At 60.4% G+C, this 20,048-nt stretch carries 18 protein-coding genes and 1 pseudogene; 4 read left to right on the top strand and 15 right to left on the bottom strand.

The annotated features are described in order from the left end of the window. Position 1: 1 nt before the first annotated feature. The 5 genes from ACIOWL_RS08045 to ACIOWL_RS08025 are packed head-to-tail and all read right to left on the bottom strand — an operon-like array spanning position 2 to position 5,839. A complete protein-coding gene (locus tag ACIOWL_RS08045) occupies positions 2–1,075 on the bottom strand; it encodes an ABC transporter ATP-binding protein (RefSeq protein WP_400383408.1) in 1,074 nt (357 codons plus the stop codon). A 6-nt stretch (positions 1,076–1,081) separates the two neighbouring features. After that, positions 1,082–2,173, bottom strand: coding sequence for an ABC transporter ATP-binding protein (locus tag ACIOWL_RS08040; RefSeq protein WP_400383406.1), 1,092 nt, complete (start codon positions 2,171–2,173; stop codon positions 1,082–1,084). Positions 2,174–2,177: 4 nt separating this feature from the next. Continuing rightward, positions 2,178–3,170 (bottom strand): ABC transporter permease, encoded by a 993-nt coding sequence (locus ACIOWL_RS08035; RefSeq protein WP_400383404.1) that lies wholly within the window; start codon positions 3,168–3,170, stop codon positions 2,178–2,180. Between the two features lie 18 nt (positions 3,171–3,188). Beyond that, positions 3,189–4,208 (bottom strand): ABC transporter permease, encoded by a 1,020-nt coding sequence (locus ACIOWL_RS08030; RefSeq protein WP_400383402.1) that lies wholly within the window; start codon positions 4,206–4,208, stop codon positions 3,189–3,191. 50 nt (positions 4,209–4,258) lie between these two features. Next, positions 4,259–5,839, bottom strand: a complete 1,581-nt coding sequence (locus tag ACIOWL_RS08025; protein ID WP_400383400.1) for an ABC transporter substrate-binding protein — start codon at positions 5,837–5,839, stop codon at positions 4,259–4,261. Positions 5,840–6,117: 278 nt separating this feature from the next. Between ACIOWL_RS08025 and ACIOWL_RS08020 the strand changes: the two genes are divergently transcribed. Then, on the top strand, positions 6,118–7,080 hold the full coding sequence (locus ACIOWL_RS08020; protein ID WP_400383398.1) for a 2-hydroxyacid dehydrogenase: 963 nt from the start codon (positions 6,118–6,120) through the stop codon (positions 7,078–7,080). An 82-nt stretch (positions 7,081–7,162) separates the two neighbouring features. On the opposite strand, the gene ACIOWL_RS08015 is transcribed toward ACIOWL_RS08020, so the two are convergent. The 3 genes from ACIOWL_RS08015 to ACIOWL_RS08005 are packed head-to-tail and all read right to left on the bottom strand — an operon-like array spanning position 7,163 to position 10,574. Further along, complete coding sequence (locus tag ACIOWL_RS08015; RefSeq protein WP_400383397.1) at positions 7,163–8,635, bottom strand: malate:quinone oxidoreductase; 1,473 nt, start codon at positions 8,633–8,635, stop codon at positions 7,163–7,165. Between the two features lie 25 nt (positions 8,636–8,660). After that, positions 8,661–9,380 (bottom strand): FadR/GntR family transcriptional regulator, encoded by a 720-nt coding sequence (locus ACIOWL_RS08010; RefSeq protein ID WP_400383395.1) that lies wholly within the window; start codon positions 9,378–9,380, stop codon positions 8,661–8,663. A 60-nt stretch (positions 9,381–9,440) separates the two neighbouring features. After that, positions 9,441–10,574 (bottom strand): mandelate racemase/muconate lactonizing enzyme family protein, encoded by a 1,134-nt coding sequence (locus ACIOWL_RS08005; protein ID WP_400383393.1) that lies wholly within the window; start codon positions 10,572–10,574, stop codon positions 9,441–9,443. A 276-nt stretch (positions 10,575–10,850) separates the two neighbouring features. On the opposite strand from ACIOWL_RS08005, the pseudogene ACIOWL_RS08000 reads away from it, so the two are divergent. After that, positions 10,851–11,555: pseudogene (locus ACIOWL_RS08000) on the top strand (O-methyltransferase). 116 nt (positions 11,556–11,671) lie between these two features. On the opposite strand, the gene ACIOWL_RS07995 reads toward ACIOWL_RS08000, so the two are convergent. Beyond that, positions 11,672–12,415 carry an SDR family oxidoreductase gene (locus tag ACIOWL_RS07995; RefSeq protein WP_400383391.1) on the bottom strand — a complete coding sequence of 248 codons (744 nt, stop codon included), beginning with the start codon at positions 12,413–12,415 and terminating at the stop codon, positions 11,672–11,674. Positions 12,416–12,481: 66 nt separating this feature from the next. Beyond that, the gene (locus ACIOWL_RS07990) at positions 12,482–13,156 is read right to left on the bottom strand and encodes a TetR/AcrR family transcriptional regulator (protein ID WP_400383389.1); all 675 of its coding nucleotides are present in this window, start codon (positions 13,154–13,156) and stop codon (positions 12,482–12,484) included. Between the two features lie 565 nt (positions 13,157–13,721). Between ACIOWL_RS07990 and ACIOWL_RS07985 the strand changes: the two genes are divergently transcribed. After that, entirely contained in the window at positions 13,722–14,111 is a 390-nt protein-coding gene (locus ACIOWL_RS07985) for a hypothetical protein (protein WP_400383387.1), read from the top strand. Between the two features lie 12 nt (positions 14,112–14,123). Beyond that, positions 14,124–14,420, top strand: a complete 297-nt coding sequence (locus tag ACIOWL_RS07980) for a DUF2283 domain-containing protein (RefSeq protein ID WP_400383385.1) — start codon at positions 14,124–14,126, stop codon at positions 14,418–14,420. Between the two features lie 162 nt (positions 14,421–14,582). Here the strand turns inward: ACIOWL_RS07980 and ACIOWL_RS07975 are convergent, their stop codons facing one another. The 5 genes from ACIOWL_RS07975 to ACIOWL_RS07955 form a co-directional block, all read right to left on the bottom strand. Next, positions 14,583–15,944, bottom strand: a complete 1,362-nt coding sequence (locus tag ACIOWL_RS07975) for a gluconate:H+ symporter (protein ID WP_400383383.1) — start codon at positions 15,942–15,944, stop codon at positions 14,583–14,585. Between the two features lie 471 nt (positions 15,945–16,415). Next, positions 16,416–16,814 carry a universal stress protein gene (locus tag ACIOWL_RS07970; RefSeq protein ID WP_400383381.1) on the bottom strand — a complete coding sequence of 133 codons (399 nt, stop codon included), beginning with the start codon at positions 16,812–16,814 and terminating at the stop codon, positions 16,416–16,418. Further along, on the bottom strand, positions 16,811–18,340 hold the full coding sequence (locus ACIOWL_RS07965) for a tripartite tricarboxylate transporter permease (protein ID WP_400383379.1): 1,530 nt from the start codon (positions 18,338–18,340) through the stop codon (positions 16,811–16,813). The genes ACIOWL_RS07970 and ACIOWL_RS07965 overlap by 4 nt, the downstream gene beginning before the upstream one ends. Before the next feature lie 23 nt (positions 18,341–18,363). Then, positions 18,364–18,933 carry a tripartite tricarboxylate transporter TctB family protein gene (locus ACIOWL_RS07960; RefSeq protein ID WP_400383377.1) on the bottom strand — a complete coding sequence of 190 codons (570 nt, stop codon included), beginning with the start codon at positions 18,931–18,933 and terminating at the stop codon, positions 18,364–18,366. A gap of 55 nt (positions 18,934–18,988) precedes the next feature. Next, entirely contained in the window at positions 18,989–19,990 is a 1,002-nt protein-coding gene (locus ACIOWL_RS07955) for a Bug family tripartite tricarboxylate transporter substrate binding protein (protein WP_400383375.1), read from the bottom strand. Positions 19,991–20,048 lie beyond the last annotated feature (58 nt).

Below are 20,048 nucleotides of genomic sequence, written 5' to 3'. Positions count from 1 at the left end.
ATTACGAACCGGCCGGAACGAGTCCAGCTTCCTGCGGATTAGCCACCGGGAAGTGGCATTCGGCGACCTGCTGGCCCGGGGTCAACCCGATGCCCGGCATTCCGATATTGATCGCCCCGGAGGCTTCGCGGACATGTTTTTCGGGGCGTTGCGCCGAACAGATCGGTTGCGCCTTCCAGCAGCGGGTCCGGAACCGGCAGCCGGAGGGCGGATCCAACGGCGAGGGCAGTTCCCCGGCCAGCACAATCCGTTCGGCCGGGCGTTTGGAGGCATCCAGCTTCGGAGAGGCAGACATCAGCGACGCCGTGTACGGATGCAACGGCGAATCAAACACCTGTTCGGTGGTGCCGGTTTCGATGATCCGTCCCAGATACATCACCGCCACCTTGTCGGTCACGTGGCGCACCACGGACAGATCGTGGGAGATGAAGATGTAGGACACCCCCAGTTGCTGCTGCAGCTCGTTGAGCAGGTTCAGCACCTGGGCCTGGACCGAAAGGTCCAGCGCGGAGACCGGCTCGTCCAGGATGATCAAATCCGGGTTCAGCGCCAAGGCTCGGGCGATGCCGATACGCTGGCGCTGCCCGCCGGAGAATTCCTGCGGGGACTTGGCCGCATCCGTACGCCGCAACCCCACCAGGTCCATCAGTTCGCCCAGCCGCTGGTTGCGCGCGGCCGCCCCGGGATACAGATCCTTGTGGGTGGCGAACGGTTCGGTGATGATCTGCCCGGCGGTCATGCGGGCGTTCAGTGAGGCAAACGGGTCCTGGAACACCATCTGCACCCGGCGGCGCCATTTGAGCAGCTCCCGGCCCTTGAGTCCAAAGGGGTCCTGACCGTCAAAGGAAACGGTGCCGGAATCCGGGGTTTCAAGCATCATCAGGGTGCGGGCGAGGGTCGATTTGCCGCAACCTGACTCGCCAACCAGCCCCAGGGTCTGGCCGCGTTCAACGCTGAGGTTGATTCCGTCCAGGGCCTTGAGCTGCCGGCCGCCGGCCACGTGGAAGGTTTTGGAAACGTCCTTCACTTCCAGGACGTGATCCACCGGTGTTTCGGTATTCGTGAGGGTGCTCATCACCGTTTACGCTCCTTCCGAGAGTACGTGCGCGCCGGTGCGGGTTGTGTTGTCTGATTGTTGGGTGCCACCCGGGTTTTCGATCGAGGCGGCAAGGCTGGTCAGCGGGAAATGGCAGGCGGCTTGCTGCCCGTCGGCGGTGGTGCGCAGCGCCGGGCGTTCATCCCGGCACTTCTGCGCGGCGAATGGGCACCGTTCCTGGTACACGCAGCCAGCAGGGATCTTCGACAGCTCCGGCGGCGAGCCTGGAATCGAGGAGAGCTCGGTGCCGCGGTGCGCATCGGTGGGAACCGAGTCCAGCAACCCCTTGGTGTAGGGGTGGGTGGGGTTGGCGAAAACCTGTTCCACGGTGCCTTGCTCCACCACGTTGCCGGCATACATCACGCACACGTCATCGGATTCCTCGGCCACCACCGCCAGGTCGTGGGTAATGAGCACCACGGCCATGTCCGCTTCTTCACGCAGTTTGGCCAGCAGGTCCATGATCTGGGCCTGCACCGTGACGTCCAGTGCGGTAGTTGGTTCGTCGGCAATCAGCAGCCGCGGGGATAAGGCCACCGCCATGGCGATCAGGATACGCTGGCGCATGCCGCCGGAGAATTGGTGGGGGTAGGAATTCACGCGGGTCTCCGGTTCGGGGATCCCCACCCGGCGCATCAGGTCGATGGCCTGCGCCTTTGCCTGTTTTTTGTTCATGCCCCGGTGGATGCGGAATGCCTCACCGAGTTGGGTGCCGATCGTGTAGACCGGGTTCAGGGCGGTCAGCGCGTCCTGGAACACCATGCCCAGTCCCGGTCCGGCCACCGCACGGCGTTGTTTGTCAGACATCTGGTTCAGGTCCTGGCCCTGCAGGATTGCTTCTCCCCCGGCGACGTGCGCCACCGAATCCAGCAATCCGGCAATCGCCTTGGCGGTCATCGATTTGCCGCACCCCGACTCGCCCAACAGGGCCAGGGTGCGCCCGGCCCGCGCGGTGAATCCGACCTGGGAGACAACCCGCACCACACCGCGTGGGGTGCGGATGTCGACGTCGAGATTTTTGACTTCCAGCACCGGGGTTGCGGTGCTGGCGCTCTTTTCAATCGTTGACTGGCTCATGATCCTACTTCGCGTCCTTGATGCTGCTCTTCTTCATCGATTTCACGGCTTTTTTGTCCACCGTCAGGCGCCAGCGCTGGGCCGGGTCGGTGGCAATTCGCATCCAGGCGGCCAGCACGTTCGCGGCGACCGCGGTCAGCACAATGGCCAGGCCCGGAAGGATCGACAACCACCAGGCGGTCTGCAGGTACTGGCGCCCCTGGGCGACCATCAGGCCCCAGGAAACGTCTGGCGGCTGAATACCGATTCCCAAAAATGAGAGGGAAGACTCGGCCAGCATCACAAAACAGAATTCCAAGGTGGCCAGGGTCAGCAGTGTGGGAATCACCACCGGCACCACGTGCCGGGCAATGATCAGCGTCGGTTTGGTTCCGAAGGTGCGGGCCGCGTCGACAAAGGTGCGTGACTGCAGTTCGGCCGACTCGGCCCGGGCGGTACGCAGGTAGACCGGGATGCGGGTGATCGCCAGGATCAACACGATGTTCGCCGCGGATGGGGAGAACACAAACAGCACGACCACTGCCAGCAGCAGCGAGGGGAAGGACATGATGATGTCCGCAATGCGCATGGAGACCGTTTCGCGCCGGCCCCGGTGGTATCCGGCCCAGACACCCCACAGGGAGCCAATGACCATGGCGACCAGTACCGCGGGAACCGCCACCAGCAGCGTGGTCCGGGTGGCAACCACAATGCGGGCGAGCATCGAGCGGCCCAACGCGTCGGACCCCAGGATGTACTGCCAGCCGTTGGCCGGGTCGAACGGCGCCTTGTTCATGAACATCAGGTCTTGTTTCACCGCGACCTCGCCCATGAGCATCGGGCCGAAGATCGCCACCAGCACCACAAAACTCAGGAAAATCGCCGCCACGGTGGCGAACTTGTCGCGCAGCAGCATCTTGAACATCGATGGTTTGCCTGCCCGCAGCGCCTTGCGCGCCTCGGCCTTGGACGGCAGCTGCGTGCCCGTCGGAGCCTTGCTCAGTGTAGTTTCACTCATTCTTGCTCAGCCCCTTTCCTAGACCCCGGCCGGTGCGGTGGCGCCGGCCTGCTCGGTGGTTTCACCACTGGTGGTGTTGGTTTTCGTTTCTGCCCTGGCCTTGCGGCGCTTACGTTTGCCGGCCGAGGGACGCACCCGCGGATCGAGCAGTGCGTACAGCAGGTCGATGATGATGTTGAGGATGAAGATGGCGACCGCGGTGACAAAAACGCAGGCCTGCAGGACCGCGAAGTCCCGCTGCAGGATCGAGTCGATCATCAGCTTGCCGATGCCCGGCCACCCGAAGATCGATTCGACCACCACCGCGCCGTTGACCAGGCCCACGGTCAAATCGCCGGCCACGGTCAGCGCCGGGGCGGCCGCATTGCGCAGGGCGTGCTTGCTGATCACCCGGTACTGGGTGGCGCCCTTGGCCCGGGCCAGCTTGATGTACGGCTCGGACAGGGCCGAGACCATGGCACCGCGGATCACCTGGACCAGGGTGCCAAAGGGCCGCATCACCAGCGTGGCAATGGGCAAGACCCAGGCGCCAGCCCCCATCACGCCGGAGGTCGGAACCCAACCCAGGGTGATGGCGAAAACCCAGATTCCCACAATCGCCAGCCAGAAGTCCGGGATCGAGGCGGCAATCATTGAGACGAAGGAAGCGAACCGGTCCAGCAGGCCGTTGGGCTTCAGGGCCGCAATCGAACCGACAATAATGGCCAAGATGATCGCGATGATCATGGTGAAAGCGGCCAATTGGAGGGTGGCAGGGAAAGCACGCAGTGCCATGACTGCCGCATCTTCGCCGGTACGCATTGAGGTACCGAAGTCCAGATGCAGGATTCCGCCGAAGTAGTTGAACATCTGGACCCAGATCGGCTGGTCCAATCCATTACGCGCCGCGAAGTCGGCACGCATCTGCTCGGTGGCGTTCAGTGGAAGGTACAGGGATGAGGGGTCACCGGTCATTCGCGCCAGCGCGAATACCCCGATGATCACGACAAACAGCGGAATGGCAGAGGAGAGGATTCTCTTACGAAGATAAATCAGCATGGAACTACGTGCTTTCCTTGTGTGTGGTTGGTCAGCTCGGTTGCTGCTAACTACTGGCCGACAGGGGTGACTTCTGCCAGGCGAAGCTCATCGCCGGAGGAGGAGTTCGGCGCATAGTTCACGGCCTTGGAGATGCCCATCATGCCGGTCTGGTGGCTGATGTGGGCGAACTGAACGAGGTTCTCGTTCTGGTACGCGAAGATCTCTTCGTAGTCCTTCTGGCGTTCCTCACCGGTAGCGGCCCCGGCCTCCTCGATCTTCTTGTCCATCTCCTCGCTGCCGAAGGCCGACTGGGCACCGTTGGTGGTCATGTACTGATCCACGGTGAAGGCCGCATCACCGGCCTGGTTGCCGTGCTGGATCATCACCATCAGCGCGTTGTCGGTCTCCGGGAATGGGCGCACCTGGTACTTGAGCTGCTGGCTGGTTTCCAGCATTTTCAGATCCACGGTCAGCCCGATGTCGGTCAGGTTCTGCTGGATCACCTGGGCGAGTTCCTGGATGCGTGGGAACTGCGCGGTACGCACCACGAACTCGATGGGAGCTGAGACATCTGCGCCGTCGGCCTTGGCCTCTTCAACCAGCGCCTTGGCCTTGTCCATGTTGAATTCCCAGATCGGCAACGACTCGTTGTGGCCGACAACGCCTTCCGGGACCAGCTGCGAGGCAACCTTGTCGCGCCCGCCGTAGAGCGAATTGACGATGGTTTCCTGGTCGATGGCGTAGTTGACGGCCTGGCGGATGCGCACATCATCCAGTGGTGCCGCATTGTTGTGCATCCGCAGGGCAACGGTCTCATTGTTCGGGTAGGAGACACCGAGCTCGCCGATGTTGTCTTCCGGGCTCAGGCCGGTGGCGATGTCTGCCTCGCCGGCGGTGATCATCGAGGCACGGACACTTGCCTCCGAACGCCACTGGTAGTTGGCCTTCGGGAAGGCCGGCTGCTCATCCCAGTAGTCCGGGAAGGCGGCCAGGTCGATGGACTGGCCCGCGGTCCAGGTCTCGATCTTGTAGGGGCCGGTGCCGATTGGCTCGCGGACCTTTTCGGTGGCACTGGTCTCGGCCGGGACAACTTCGAGGAAGGACAGTCGCAGCGGGAGGATCGGGTCCTTCTTCACGGAGGTGACACTCACGGTGTGCTCGTCCACGACCTTGACATCCAGGTCGTCATCGCCGAAGACGTAGCCTTCGACGTCGCAGCCGATCTTCGAGTTCACTGCACGGTCAATGGTGACCTTGGCGTCCTCGGCGGTGAAGTCCGAGCCGTCGTGGAACTTCACGCCCTCGCGCAGCTTCAGGGTGTAGGTTTTCTCGTCCTCGGTGCTCCATTCGGTGGCCAGCTTGGGCTCCAGTTCGCCGCTGGTGGGGTTGCGCTCAATCAGCGGCTCGGTGATGGTGGAGCGGATGACGATGCCGGTGGAAGTCAGGTTGGAGTCGCAGGCTTCCAGCGTCGGCGGTTCCTGCTGCAGCACCAGCCGCAGGGTGTCACCGGCCACGGGGGTTCCGCCTTCTGCTTCACCGGAGTTGGCCACAGAACAGCCGGACAGTGCGGTGGTTCCCAGCAACGCGCCCGCTGCGACAGCAAGGGAGATTTTGCGGGCTGGTCGAGAAATTCGTGGTGTCTTGAACATCGTTGTTTCCTTCGCGTTGCGAGTGTGGTTGCGCGGCTTGTGTGATCGGCGCCACTGCCTTGTTCGTCTTCAAAATCATTGATCACCAGAATTTGAGGGTCAAGGCGAAAGCAGCCCATGACGCAACCGGCCAATCCGAGTGACACCGATCACACCCTATGGATTGCCTGTGACTCCCCCGACATTTCGCACCTAAATCAAAACCAATACTGAAACAGCATTGATCCATCTAATCTGCATGTTGGACTGGATCAGTGGGTTTTCCCTACGATGCACTTATGAGCATTGACACCCAGATCACCGGTGACCAGATCCTGCGCGTTGGACCGGTCAACCCAGCAGTCGCGGCCATCTTGGCCGACGAATTCCAGACGGCCATCCTCCCAGCGGCCGATGAACGCGATGCCTGGCTGGCAGAAAACGGAGCGGACATCCGCGTTGCGGTGTGTTCCGGCAAGATCGGCATCGATACCGAGCTGATGAAAAAACTGCCAAACCTTGAAGCCATCATCAACTTCGGGGTAGGCTACGACGCCACCGACGTCTCCCAGGCCACCGAGCGCAACATCCCGCTGAGCAACACCCCGGATGTGCTCACGGACTGTGTCGCTGATACCGCCTTGGGCCTCTACCTGGACACCCTGCGCGGCTTGAGCTCGGCCGAGCGCTTCGTCCGTGCCGGCACCTGGGCCAGCGGCCAGAACTTCCGTTTGGCCACCCGCGCCAGCGGCCGCAAGGTTGGCATCCTGGGCCTTGGCCGCATTGGCCAGGCTATAGCGGACCGCCTCGAAGGTTTCGGCTGCGAGATCCACTACCACTCGCGGAACCAAAAGGACGGGGTGGCCTACCAGTACCACGGCTCGGCCGCAGAGCTCGCCGAAGCTACCGAGGTGCTGATCGTCGCGGCGGCCGGCGGCCCGGAATCGGCTGGCCTGGTGAACGCCGAGGTCATCAAAGCGGTTGGTCCCAACGGGTTTATCATCAACATTGCCCGTGGTTCGGTCATCGACGAACCAGCCCTGGTCAAGGCCCTGCAGGAGGGACACATTGCGGGCGCTGGCCTGGACGTTTTCGCCAAGGAGCCGCAGGTTCCAGCCGAGCTGCTGGAGCTGGAGAACGTGGTCTTGCTGCCGCATCTGGGTTCGGGGACCGTGGAAACCCGCGCAGACATGACCGAGCTGACCATCAATAACCTGCGCTCCTACCTCAAGGACCGCACCCTGGTCACCCCCATTTCCTGACTTCACCAACAACTAATACACCGCAGTCCACCATGTTTGGCGGCCTGCGGTGTATTTGTTCGTGGCTCGTTGCCTGGATGACTTACCAGTGGAGTTTCAGTGCGGCTCCAGCCTCTCGGCGCACGGTGGCGAGGTCTTCTGGCGACTCATTGAGGGTGTCTGAAAAATGCGGCATCTGCTCACGCAGCGCCTGGAGCCATGAATCGATACGCCGCGGGAATGATTCGGCGAGCAAATCCAGAACCACACTGACGGATGCCGAGGCGCCCGGGGAGGCGCCGAGCACCGCGGCCAAGGTTTTCTCGGAATTCAGCACCACCTCGGTGCCGAACCCCGCGATCAGTCCGCGACCATCGACTTGTTTGGCCACTTGGACTCGTTGTCCCGCGGTGATCAGCTCCCAGTCATCCGGGTTGACCTCGGGCAGAAAAACCTTCAGATCCCTGATCCTGCTGGCCGGAGTACGCAGCAGTTCGCCAATGAAAAAACGGAGCATTTCGGTGCCGTTTTTAGCCGCGCCCAGCAAGGTGGTGAGGTTTTTGCTGGTCACCGACCCCGGCAGGTCCCAGAGTTTCCCGGACTTCATGAATCGCGGCGAGAACGCCCCAAACGGACCGAACATCAGATATTCCTTGCCATCCATGACCCTCAGATCAAGGTGCGGCACCGACAGCGGAGGCGCCCCCGGCGCCGGATGGCTGTAGGCCTTGGCGCGGTGCCGGGCAACCAGTTCGGGATTGGCGGTGCGCAGGAATTGGCCACTGATCGGGAAGCCGCCCATCTCACTGGTTTCGCAGATTCCCGCTTGCTGGAGCAGCGGCAGCGTTCCCCCGCCGGCTGCGGCAAAAACAAAACCCGCCGTGATCACCTGGCCGGTTGAAAGCAGCACACGCCAATGTCCGGAAGGCAGACGCTTTAGCTTTTTCACCTTCACCCCCAGGCGAACCGAGGCGCCATGATTCTGCGCATCGGCCAGCAGCCGTTGGCTCAGGATTCCGTAATCCACATCGGTGCCGAGTGCGCTTCGGGTTGCGGCGAGTCCGGTGAAGTCGGCACGCCCCTGAAACATTGCAGGCAGCCAGCTCTTCAAGGTGGCCGGGTCTGCGCTGAATTCCATGTCGGCAAACAACGCATGTGCACTGAGGGCCGTATGGCGCGCCTTGAGAAATTCCACCCATTCCTCGGTATGGGCGTAGGAGCAGTGCGGCACACTGCGAATGAAATCGCCGGGATTCCCCACCCGGCCGGAAGCGGCCATGCGAGCCCAGTACTGGGCGGAGACCAAAAACTGTTCGTGGATTTTCAGCGCCGAGGCCGGATCCACCGTGCCGTCGGCGGCTGCCGGGGTGTAGTTGAATTCGCACAGTCCCGCATGCCCGGTGCCGGCGTTGTTCCAGCCATAGGAACTTTCAAGGCCTGCCTCATCCAGTGCGTCCACCACCTGGATGTCCCAGTCCGGTTCCAGCTCTGCCAGCAGGGAGGCGGTGGTTGAGCCAATGATTCCGGCGCCAATCACCAGCACATCAACTAATCGTTCAGTACCGTTTGAGGGCATGGGAACAGCGGATCCTTTCGATAAGTTATCCGAATTTTTTCGGACTGGCCCCCGACTCGCGCTCCAGGCGCTTGATGGAGTTTGCCAGGTGCAGCCGCATGCAGGAGGAGGCCACCATTTGGTCCCCCGCGGCGATGGCTTCACGGATGGCTTCGTGCTCGTCGGCCACCTGTTGCAGACGCGGCGAAATCTCGGAGGAGTTCACGTCGAAACGCTGACGCGGCATGGTGATCATGGCCGGGCCGAGCATCTCGATGGCCTGCACAAAGTAGGGATTGCCCGTTGCCTTCGCGATGGCCAAGTGGAATTCATAGTCGCAGCTCATGGTCTGCGACGCGTTGCCCTCCGAGGCGCGAAAAGCCGCCAAGGCGAAGTCCATATCTGCCAGCGCCCCGGGAGGATTCACCCGGGCGGCGGTGGCGGCTGCTTGGGATTCGATGCCGATGCGGTATTCCAGCAGCTGGCGTCGTTCAAGCAGGGTCCGCGGAACCATGCCAGAGGGCGACTCGCTGGGATCTCGCGGTGGGGTTAATGCAAAACTTCCCGCGCCACGGCGGGTGTAGAGCAATCCTTCGGCCTGCAGCCGGAGGATCGCCTCGCGCACCACGGTACGCGAAACCCCATGCTGGGCAATCAGCGTATTCTCGCTGGGCAGCTTGTCCCCCGGCGCGATCTGTCCACTGGAGATCAACTCGCGAAGGAACTCAACCAGTTGTGTAGTCAAGTTCATCTTTGTCTTTTGCATAGCTATAAGAATAAGCGCGGGAACGTCTGCTGAACGTTCCCGCGCTTACTACCGGGGCCTTTAGGCCTTGCCGAACTCTACGGTTTCCAGGGTCCAGGCACGAGCCTGGTCGCTGAGCGTGAAGCCCAGACCCGGACGGTTTGGCAACAGCATGCGGCCGCCTTCGGTTTCCAGACGCTCGTTGAACAGCGGATCCAGCCAGTCGAAGTGCTCCACCCATGGCTCGCGTGGGTAGGTGGCGGCCAGGTGCAGGTGGATTTCCATGGCGAAGTGCGGGGCCAGGTCCAGACCAGCCTGGTCAGCCAGCGTGGCAAGGCGCATGAACTGGGTGATGCCGCCAACACGTGGCGCATCAGGCTGGATGATGTCGCAGGCACGGGCCTCGATCAGGCGTTCGTGCTCGGCAACCGAGGCGAGCATTTCACCGGTGGCGATCGGGGTATCCAGTGCGGCAGCCAGCTGGGCGTGCCCTTCGGCGTCATAGGCATCCAACGGCTCTTCGATCCAGACCAGGTCGAATTCCTCCAGGCGACGGCCCATCCGCAGCGCGGTGGCGCGGTCCCACTGCTGGTTGGCGTCGACCATCAGCGGCACATCCGGTCCGATGTGCTCGCGAACGGCGGCCACACGGCGCAGGTCTTCCTTGCTATCTGGCAGGCCGACCTTGATCTTGATGCCGCCGATTCCCTCTTCGATGGACTGGGTTGCGCGGTCCTTGACCTCTTCGATGGAGGCATTCAGGAAGCCGCCGGAGGTGTTGTAGGTGCGGACCGAGTCGCGGTGCGAGCCGAGCATCTTGGCCAGCGGCAGTCCGGCACGCTTGGCTTTGAGGTCATACAGCGCATTGTCAATGGAGGCCAACGCCTGGGTGGCGACACCCGAACGGCCTACCGAAGCACCGGCCCAGAGCATCTTGGTGTAGAGCTTGGCGATGTCGTTTGGGTCCTCGCCGATGATGGTTTCGCCGATTTCCTTCACGTGTGCGTACTGCGCCGGACCGCCGCCACGCTTGGAGTAGGAGAAGCCCAGGCCTTCGTGGCCCTGCTCGGTGGTGATCTCAGCGAAGAGGAACGCTACTTCGGTCATCGGCTTCTGGCGACCGGTGAAAACCTTCGCGTCCGAAATCGGGGTGGCGAGCGGAAGACGAGCGGTGGAGAACTTGACGTGGCGGATGGCATCCGGGGTGTAGCTCATGGAAGTAGCCCTTCGAGAATGTGATGTGGGTTATGCACTTGGCTTACAACTTATAGTACAAGCTGAATAGTTATCTAACAAGTAGTGTGGCAAAGAAAATAAGAAGTTCACCTCACCTGCCATGATCAGAGGGTAAAAACGCCGTAATATCAAGGAAGTACTGCCATAGGGGCAGAAAATAAGTTCTTCCCTCAAAGGCGCAACTTGTTCCATAAGTTGGCGTCATGGTTCCCAAACAACACCTGTGGCGAGCACCCACACTGATAGGTTGCGCATATGACCCAAACTTCACCAGGCCCTGTTCCGATCAACCGCTATGAAACAGCGGCTGCGTGGAATGAAGTTGATGAATACTTCTCGAATCTGCTGACACCGGAAGATCATGCGCTGGTTGCGGCCCGCGAATCCGGTGCCGAAACGACGATGCCAAACGCTGAAGTCGCACCGAACCAGGGCGCATTGCTCGGGCTGCTGGCACAGATCACCGGGGCACGCCGAGTCTTGGAGTTCGGCACCCAGGCCGGATACTCGACCATCTGGCTTGCCCGGGCCGTTGCCCCAAGGGCAGGTGGTGACCCTTGAACTTGAAAAACAGAATGCGACGTCGCGCGCGCAAACTTCGAGCGGGCCGGAGTCTCAGATCGTATTCAGACGCGTATCGGTCCAGCCATCCAGTCCGCCCGGCAGCTCATCTCAGAAGAGGTCGAGCCATTCGACCTGGTTTTCATCGACGCGGACAAACCCAGCAACCCCGCCTACCTTGACGCGGCATTGGACCTGACTAGATCCGGAGCGGTCATCATTATCGACAATGTTGTGCGCAACGGCGCGGTGACCCGGCAAGACAGCGATGACCCACGGGTGGTTGGCGTGCAAACCGTGACTCGCAACATCGCCGATCACCCGGATCTTGAGGCAACCGCGCTGCAAACCGTCAGGGTCAAGGGCTGGGACGGTTTGATCATCGCAAGGCGCCGCTGACCCTTTGGCCAGGTACGCTCATATACGAAGTAGTCATACCCGAATAAGGTGTTCCCACACGCAGCGCTCCGGGCGATACGCTAGTTGAACGTACACCCCGCCACACAGTAAGCACTTTACGCAAGGCCACCGTTGGTGAAAATGGTCTGCCCGTTGATCCACCGAGCCGGACCGGCGAGGAATGCGACGGTTTCGGCAATATCCTCCGGCGCCCCGATACGCTCCAGCGGTGTCGCTTTCTCAAGAGTGGCAATACTCTGCTCGTCCTTTCCCTCAAGAAATAGCGCGGTGGCGGTAGGGCCGGGCGCTACGGCATTCACCGTGACATCCCTCCCGCGTAGCTCACGGGCGAGAACCAGGGTAAGCCCTTCCACAGCTGCCTTGCTTGCCACGTACGGCCCATAGTTTGGAAATTGGGTACGGGTGACGGTCGTTGAGAAATTGATAATCGCACCACCGGAACGTACCCGACGGGCAGCTTGCTGGGAGACCAGAAACGTGCCTCGGACGTTTGTACGCATCAAGAGGTCGAATGCCTCAAGGTCGTAGTCAGCCACAGGACCGAGAATCATGATCCCCGCGGTATTCACAACGACATCGATGCCACCAAAAAACTGCTCCACGTCGTCAAATAGAGTAGTCATGGCTGTTTCGTCGGCAACATCGCCGCGTACCGCAATTGCGGAGCCACCGGCCACCACGATCTCGTCGGCGAGCTTTTGAGCACTTGCTTGGTTCTCAGAGTAGTGGACCGCCACTGCGAACCCTTCAGCCGCAAGCTTGTGGACAATGGATTTTCCGATACCTCCAGATCCTCCGATAACAAGGGCGACACGGGGTGTAGCGAGAATACTGGTCATGAAGTTTTCCTCAATGTTGTTCAGGCACCTAAATAGATGCGACAGCAGTTAGTTCGATTGGCCTGTTCAGGCATCGTGAATACGATCGAGCCACTCGGCGAAAAGGGCAGACTCTGCGCCAGTGAACAGCCCCATATCAGGAAGACCCGCCAGAAGTGTAGTCGCAGCTACCTGGAATGTGCGCCCTTCACCCATCTCTGCGTCCGCGACAATGCCACGCAAGGTCGCTTCCCGAATAATGTCCGAGACCCCCTGATCGGGGAACTGCGTTGGACGCAGAATCAGCCCCAATGCCAAACCGGTGTTTGCCGCCATGACAACCCTGGCAGCCTCGGACGGAGACACTCGAAGCCTTCCGCACTTGGCAACGCGTGACAGTACACTTTCCAGCAACGCCATTGCTTCTTGCGCTGCCTGCGGCGCAGCGCTCAGTCCGCTGGCAAAAACCAGTTTGTAGGCGTGGGGATGCGCAAGTGCGAACTTGAGGTGGTTGTCCCAACCATCCCGCAGATCCTGCAACGGGTCGCCCGAAGGCACCGCAGCTCGTTTCGGGGCAAGGTATTCCTCCCACACCTTGTCAGCAACGGCGGCCAACAGCCCGTCCTTGTCTCCGAAGTGCCGATAGAGCACCGGCTGCCCAATGCCGGCGGCTTCACAGATCGCTCGTGTGGAAATTTCCCCTGTCAAGGAAGATGCGAGCAACTCCGAGGCCCGCTGAAGGATCATTGATCTGGTTTCCATGTAATCAACGATAACACACACCCGTATCAGCGATACAACTCTTGAATATCATCGATAACATGTTTGTCCTTGGGAGAAAAGAGCCAATGCGGACAAATTCAGCATCATCCTTCACATGGCAGAAAATCTCGTCGAATGGCGCGGGGCCACCCATAGGAGTACAGACGGTCGCATTCAAGGTCCATCGCGACCCGCAAGTGCGATTCCTTGAGAATCAGGTGATCGCTGTCTTCGGATTCGCTAACGCCGGATTCCTAAACGGATCTTCACGACTGCACCAAACCTCAGCGCCTAGCATCCGGTACCAGGCAATTGATTGCCCGAGGTCCAAGTCGTTGCACCCAGCAAGTTGACTCACGCTACAGGCTTGCACGGCAGAGTCGACTAAGCTGGCAAACACCAGTTTGCGCTGCTAATCGCCTGCGCACCCTCGTCTTGGAACCCGGAGCCTACTTTGTTCGAGCACAACGCCCTATCGCTGGTGGAGGTCAAGCTCAAACGGCAGACACGGCGATGGTTCACGTTGGGCCGGAGGCTCAGACGCGAGTGCGTACAACTGGAATTTATGGTTGATGGACTCGCCCTTCAGGATCACGTTCGCAGATGGGACCTCGACGTCCCAGCCACACAGAGCCTTAGTCGGCTAAACGATGTCCACCCATCTGATGCAATTCAACAGATCGATCGGCTACTCGGCGTGATCCCGCACCAGTACGGCGAACGTGCATGGCTGCTCTTTTGCCCGCTCTGCGCTGATGAAGGCTGCGGCGGTCTCACGACAGAACTGACAATTCAGTCGGAGACTGTGAGCTGGTCAAACTTCGGTTGGGACATCAACTATGAACCTGACGAGAAACCCATTAGAACTCATTCCAGCTCCGCCTCCACCTTTGAACGCAGAGACTACGAAGCTGTCCTGGGTGAGGCCCGCGAGCGTTTCAGCCAGCTACTCTAGGACGCAATGAAGATGACTTTTGATGCGGAGGCGTGCGCCGCCTACATTAAACTCAGTGGCCGCTCTGCGACAGTGGAAGATTCTTATCCTTTGGAAGTCTCGCTGCCCGGGATCACTGATGTGATTCTCGATTTTGATGCAGATCGCCACCTGCTGGGGATCGAAATCCTGGGTCGTCTTGGCGACGGTCCGGAGTCGATCCTCGCCGCCCTCTCCAGCGGAAGGCTCGCCGATGCATTGCAGACTGAAAAAATCAGCTGCCCCGCCGCGCTGCGGGAGAATCCCCAAATAAAGATCCACAACATCTAGTGCCGCTGAACAAGGCAACTCCAATCCCTGGCAAGCGCCACCCTGGGCGCAAAAAGACCTCCAGCCGAACACTAACCAGTTCGGGTGGAGGTCTTTTGATGCGTTCAGCTCCATATGGATCTCAACGTGGCGAGATCTCAGGCAACGGTAGCCGCGTTGTGCTTAGCCCACAAAGGTGCTCAGCAGCAGGACACCCAGCAGGCCGAGTACCGCCAGCACGGTGGTGTACGAGGTGCGGACCGCAAGCGCTTGTCCGACGTTGAGGTTGAAGTATTCCTTGAACATCCAGAACCCCGGATCGTTCACGTGGCTGAAGGCCAGGGAACCGCAGGCGGTGGCCAGCACCATCAACTCGGGTGATGCACCGGTCGCAGCCAGCAGCGGAGCGGCGATGCCCGCGGCGGTGGAAACGGCCACCGTAGCCGAGCCCAGTGCGATACGCAGGATGGCTGCAATCAGCCAGGCAAGGATGATCGGGTTCAGGTCCCAGCCGCTTGCCTGATCTGCAATGTAGTCGGCGATACCGGCAGAAACCAGAACCTGCTTGAACGCGCCGCCGGCGCCGATCACCAGGATGATCATGGCCATGGCGCGAGCGCCTTCGCTCATCGACTTGCCCACCTGGGACATGGTGCGATTATGCGCCGGACCAAAGGCGATCGTGGCCACAATCAAGGCAACAAGCAACGCGATTTCCGGTGAACCCACCAGCTTCAACACGTGGTGCAGGGTGTCGTCGCCTTCACCAAGGCTCATCAAGATCACTTCTGCGCCGGCAATCAGCAACACCGGAAGCAGCGCGACGAAGAAGGACATGAATCCCGATGGGAGGTCGCTTTCCTTGAATTCCTTGTCAGCCAGCAGGCCCTGGGGCATTTCTGGATTGATCTTGCGGACAAAGGGCAGTCGCGGCCAGAGCATGGCCATCAGCGCACCGGCTGGCACTGCGATCATCAGGCCGTAGGCCAGGGTCAATCCCACGGATGCTTCATACAGTCCGGCCACTGCGGTGGGGCCGGGGTGAGGAGGCAGGAACGAGTGCATGGTTGACAGCGAGATGGACATCGGCAGGCCAACCCAGAGCAGGTTCACCTTGGTGGCGCGCACCAGGGTGAAGGCCACTGGAACCAGGATCACGAAGGCGACTTCGTAGAACATGGTCACACCGATGAGCATGGAGGAAACGATCATGGCCCACTGGACGCCCTTGGCGCCGAAGACATTCAAGATCTTGCCTGCGATCCGCTGAGCGGCGCCGGCGTCGCCCATGACGCGGCCAATCATCGCTCCCAGACCGATTACGATGGCAGTTCCGCCGAGCTGGCCGCCAACACCGTCCTTGATGACCTCGGGGATCTCCCCGAGCCCGGCAGGTTCTCCGTCAACCGTGAAGTTTCCCGTAGCAACGGCCCAGAATGCCACCAACGCCGAAACGAGCAGCAGTGAGATAAAGCCGTTGAGCTTGAACTTCATCATGAGGACAAGCAGTACAACGACTGAGAGTCCGACGATGACCAAAGGCATGACGCCACTCCGATCTTCTAAAAACTTGGGGTGCCCGTGCTGGGCATTCGGGCACGCATCTGGTTCTCCCAGAGAAGAACAGGCTCCGTGAAGGAATTTGTGCCAGCAATCACGTTAGCCATGCCACAAGTGCCGCGTCCAAGACCACAGGCGCATACAGCAATACCCAAGAGGTATTACGTTTGCGAATATCTTTGCCGCGTGGGTCACAATTCCCCATGCAAACGGGAGTTTTGCGCCACATCCTCCACGCTGGAATACGACTCGTTTGGTGGCATCCTGCAACTAGTGTGAGAAAGCTCACCGCTGATCTGGGTTTATTCCTTGGGGGATGGAGCTTCGCCAAGGATTCGAGCCTCACAGCCCCGCAAGTTTCCTCTGGTCATCAATACCTTTAGCGCATAACGCAAAACCCGCCACAGCCGCCCATGACGGGCGCCTGTGGCGGGTTTTGAGTCGTAACGCGGTGCTCTAGCGCTCCGTTGCCTTCACGGCCAGCACGGGGCGGTCAGCCTGCAGCAGGATACGCTGCGCGTGCGAACCCATGATGAACTTTCCAACCTGGGTGCGGTGGCGCAAACCGATGACGATCAGCGATACGTCATGCTCCTCTGCGATCCGCAGGAATTCCTCGGTGAGGTCATCACGATACGTCGACTCGACGATCTGGCTTTGAATGCCTGCGGCCTTCACCGCGGCATCCACCGCGTTCCAGTCATCCAGGGACGCGGTGTTTTTATCCACCAGTGCGCCTTCGCGTGAGGAGTTGACGATCAACAATTCCTCGTCGCGAAGTTTCGCCTCGGTGATCGCTGCATTCAGCGCGGCCTTGCCTACCGGCGTAGGAACGTAACCAACGATGATACTCATGCTTTTTCCTTTTCAATTGCGACCTGTGCAGCCAGCGACTTCTTTTTGTTTCGGTCAATAGCGCCCTTGAGAACAGGCCACAGGGCCACCAGGACAAATGCCGCAAGCAGGGTTGCAGAGATCGGCCGGGTCAGGAACCCGCCCAGGTCGCCTTCGAGCACCAGCAGCGAACGACGCAGGTTCGATTCAAGCAATCCCCCAAGAACGAAGGCCAGAACCATTGGACCAGGTTCGAATCCAAACTTCTTCATCAGATAACCCAGACCGCCGAACACCACAACCATCAGCACGTCGAAAATCGAGTTGCGAATGGTGTAGGCGCCGAGCATGGTGATCAGGGCCGTAATCGGAGCCAAGATCGCGGCGCGGATACGCAAGATGCGGATAAAGACGCCAACCAGCGGGATCGACATCAGCAGCAACAGGATGTTGCCAATGTACATGGAGTTCACAACACCCCAGAACAGCTCCGGATCCTCGCCGATCAGCTGCGGGCCCGGGGTGATTCCCTGGATCAGCAGCGCACCGAAGATGATCGCCATGGTGCCGTTCGCGGGGATACCCAGCGTCAGCAGCGGAATGAATGAGCTGGTTGCGGCCGCGTTGTTCGCGGTCTCCGGGCCGGCAACACCTTCAATGGCGCCCTTGCCGAAACGCGAGGGATCCTTGGCGACCTTCTTCTCCACCGCATAGGAAACCATGGAGGAGATGGTCGCGCCGCCGCCTGGCAGAATACCGAGGATGAAACCAAGCACCGAGCCACGGCCAATCGCCGGAGCCGCCTGCTTGATGTCCTTGCCCGAAGGCCAGACACGTTTGACCTTGACCGGCGCGTTGGCTGCGCGGTGGCGGTCCTCCAGGTTGTAGAGGATCTCGCCGATGCCGAACAGGCCCATTGCCAACGGGGCGAAATCGATTCCGTCAGCCAGGGAAAGGTTGCCGAAGGTGAAACGTTCGGCACCGGTGAAGATATCGCGCCCCACGGTTGCCAGGAGCAAACCGATCGCGGCGGCGATGATTGCCTTGATCTTCGAGGCCCCGGAAATGGTGGCAACCAGCAAGATGCCAAGCAGCGCCAGCGCCGCGTATTCCGGTGGCCCGAAGTCCAGGGCGAAGCTGGCCACCAGCGGGGCCAGGAAGGTCAGGCCGATGATGGCCACGGTCGCACCGGCAAACGAGCCGATGGCCGCGATGCCCAAGGCGGTTCCGGCCCGGCCTTGTTTGGCCATGACATAGCCGTCGAACACGGTAACCACCGAACTGGCTTCGCCAGGCAGGCGCAGCAGTACCGAGGTGATGGTTCCGCCGTACTGCGCACCGTAGAAAATACCGGCGAGCATGATGATGGCGGTGACAGGTTCAATGCCGTAGGTCAGCGGAAGCAGGATGGCGATGGTGGCAGCCGGGCCGAGGCCTGGCAGCACACCGACCAGCATGCCGATGACCACACCGATCAGGCAGTACAAAAGGTTTGTGGGGTCCAGAACGGTGCCAAAACCATCCAGGACTGGTCCAAAGAAGTCCATAGTTTTTCCTTATTCTTCCGTCGCTAGATCAGGTGCGGAATGCTAGTGCCCAGGGCGACAATGAAGATGAGGTAGAAGAGAACTACGACAAGCAGGGAGTAGATGGTGGCCGAACGCCAGCGTTCGCCGCCCAGCCACCGCATCCACACAAAACACAACAAGAACGCAGGAACCTCGAACCCGACAAGGGGCATCAGGAGCGTCAAGAGGATCAGGGTGCCGAAACCGATCAGCGGGAACCAGCTGAATTTGCTGAATTTCTCGCCGTCTTCCCCGCCCTTGCGGCCAACCGTCAGCTGCACAATGGCCATGACGCCGATGATGACGCTGACGATGAATGGCCACATCCCCGCCTTGGGGGTCTGCGGGGTGCCCAGGTCCAGGTTGATCGACATGATGACGCCGCCGATCGACAGGGCCAAAACCACCAGGCTGGAGGCCATGTTTGCCACGGGGCCGGCCTTTTCCGGAGCTTCGGCTTCCCAGATCTCGGCCAGCTGCTCGGGAGTCATCGCATCGACATCGGTAATATCTGCTGCCTCTGCGCCCGGCTCTGGCTCGGGAGTATCTTGTGTCTCTTTATGTTTCTGCATGGAGCTCACCTACCTTAGTTTTGTTCTCGCGCATACTATTGCGATAGCAGGGAGGCTACTGGCCTGAAACGAGGGAGATTCCCTCTTCTTCAGTCAGTTTTTTGTACTTCGCAGCCAGCTCGGTCCATTCGGCAACAACTTCCTCGCCGGAAATCTCGTGAGTGGTCAGCAGGTTGTTTTTGTTGAAATCCTTGTAGGTGTCGGTCTGGGTGGCCGCGGAGATGGCGTCGGTCAGCTTGGTTTTGGTTTCTTCGCTCAAGCCCTTTGGCACACCTACTGCGCGGAACTGCGAGACCGGCACGTCGTAGCCAAGCTCGGTTGCGGTAGGAACATCTGGCAAGAATTCGTTGCGCTCGGTGGAGAAGACCACCAGCGGGGTCACGGTGCCGGCGTCGATCTGGGGTTTGCCCTCGCCGAGCTGTACCGTGGAGATCTGGACCTGGTCGCCCATGACTGCGGTCAGTGCAGGCGCTCCGGAGTCGAATGGCACCGTGGTGCCCTCGACGTCGGCCTGAGCTAGGATAACTTCCTGGGCCAGCTGCGAGCCGGTGCCAACACCGGTGGTGCCGAACGAGAGCTTCTTGTCGCTCTTCACAACATCTTCAAATGAATTGATGCCAGACTTCTTGCTGGCGATCATGACGTAGTCATCCTGGGAGAGGCCGGCAAGAACATCAACGTCATCAATGCTCATGGCTTCGTCTTCCGAGACTGCCAGCGGGGTAATGGTGAACAGCGAAGCGTTCAGCATCACCAGGTTCTGGCCATCTGCCGGCATTTCAGCAACTTCCTTGGTCGCCAAACCGCCATTGGCGCCCGGCTTGTTCACCACTGGAACAGCAACACCGAGGTCGTCGGCCATTCCTTCGGCCAGCGCGCGGGCGATCAGATCGGTGGAGCCGCCGGGAGCCGCGCCAACGGTGAAGGTCACCGGACCATTGGGAAAATCTCCATCACCGGAGCCTCCGCCAATATTGCCACCGCAAGCGGTGAGTGAAAGTGCCACGGCTACGGCTGGGACAGCCAGCAGCGTGCGACGGAAAGTGCGAGTCTTCATGAGATTCTCCCCTGGGTATTTCGAGTGCGGTGTAGCCGAGGTCATAAGGTGCTGTGAA

The sequence above is a fragment of the Glutamicibacter sp. NPDC087344 genome (genome assembly GCF_044744225.1).
Lineage (GTDB): Bacteria > Actinomycetota > Actinomycetes > Actinomycetales > Micrococcaceae > Glutamicibacter.
This window is presented reverse-complemented; position numbering and strand designations above follow the sequence as displayed.